The sequence below is a fragment of the Bacillus sp. SIMBA_008 genome, from assembly GCF_046535495.1.
GTDB classification, from domain to species: domain Bacteria; phylum Bacillota; class Bacilli; order Bacillales; family Bacillaceae; genus Bacillus; species Bacillus subtilis.
This window is the reverse complement of sequence record NZ_JAWRWL010000826.1, coordinates 1-255: the sequence shown is the minus strand read 5'-3', so window position 1 is coordinate 255 and position 255 is coordinate 1. Positions and strand designations below refer to the sequence as shown.

Below are 255 nucleotides of genomic sequence, written 5' to 3'. Positions count from 1 at the left end.
GGCAGAACTGGCCAGCTCCCGAATTGCCCCGCGCGGTTCATACCCGCACGGGGCCATGCTTCAGGTCAGGAAATTCAGAAGGGTTTCGTCAAACCGCTCCGCTTCTTCCAATTGCGGAGTGTGCGCGCTCCGCTCAAAAAGCGCAAAAACCGGCTGGCGGTTTTCCGCGATGAGCGGAAGCCAGGTTTCCAGCGGGGCAACCAGGTGATCATGCCGCCCCATGCAGATCAGAAGCGGGGATTTAATCTCCTGCAG

Annotated in this window: 1 protein-coding gene; it reads right to left on the bottom strand. The window is 59.6% G+C overall.

Annotated features, from left to right (window positions below):
- Positions 1–60: 60 nt before the first annotated feature.
- Positions 61–255, bottom strand: a 195-nt coding sequence (locus SB658_RS25635; protein WP_410603270.1) for an alpha/beta fold hydrolase, incomplete at its 5' end; no start/stop codon positions are given.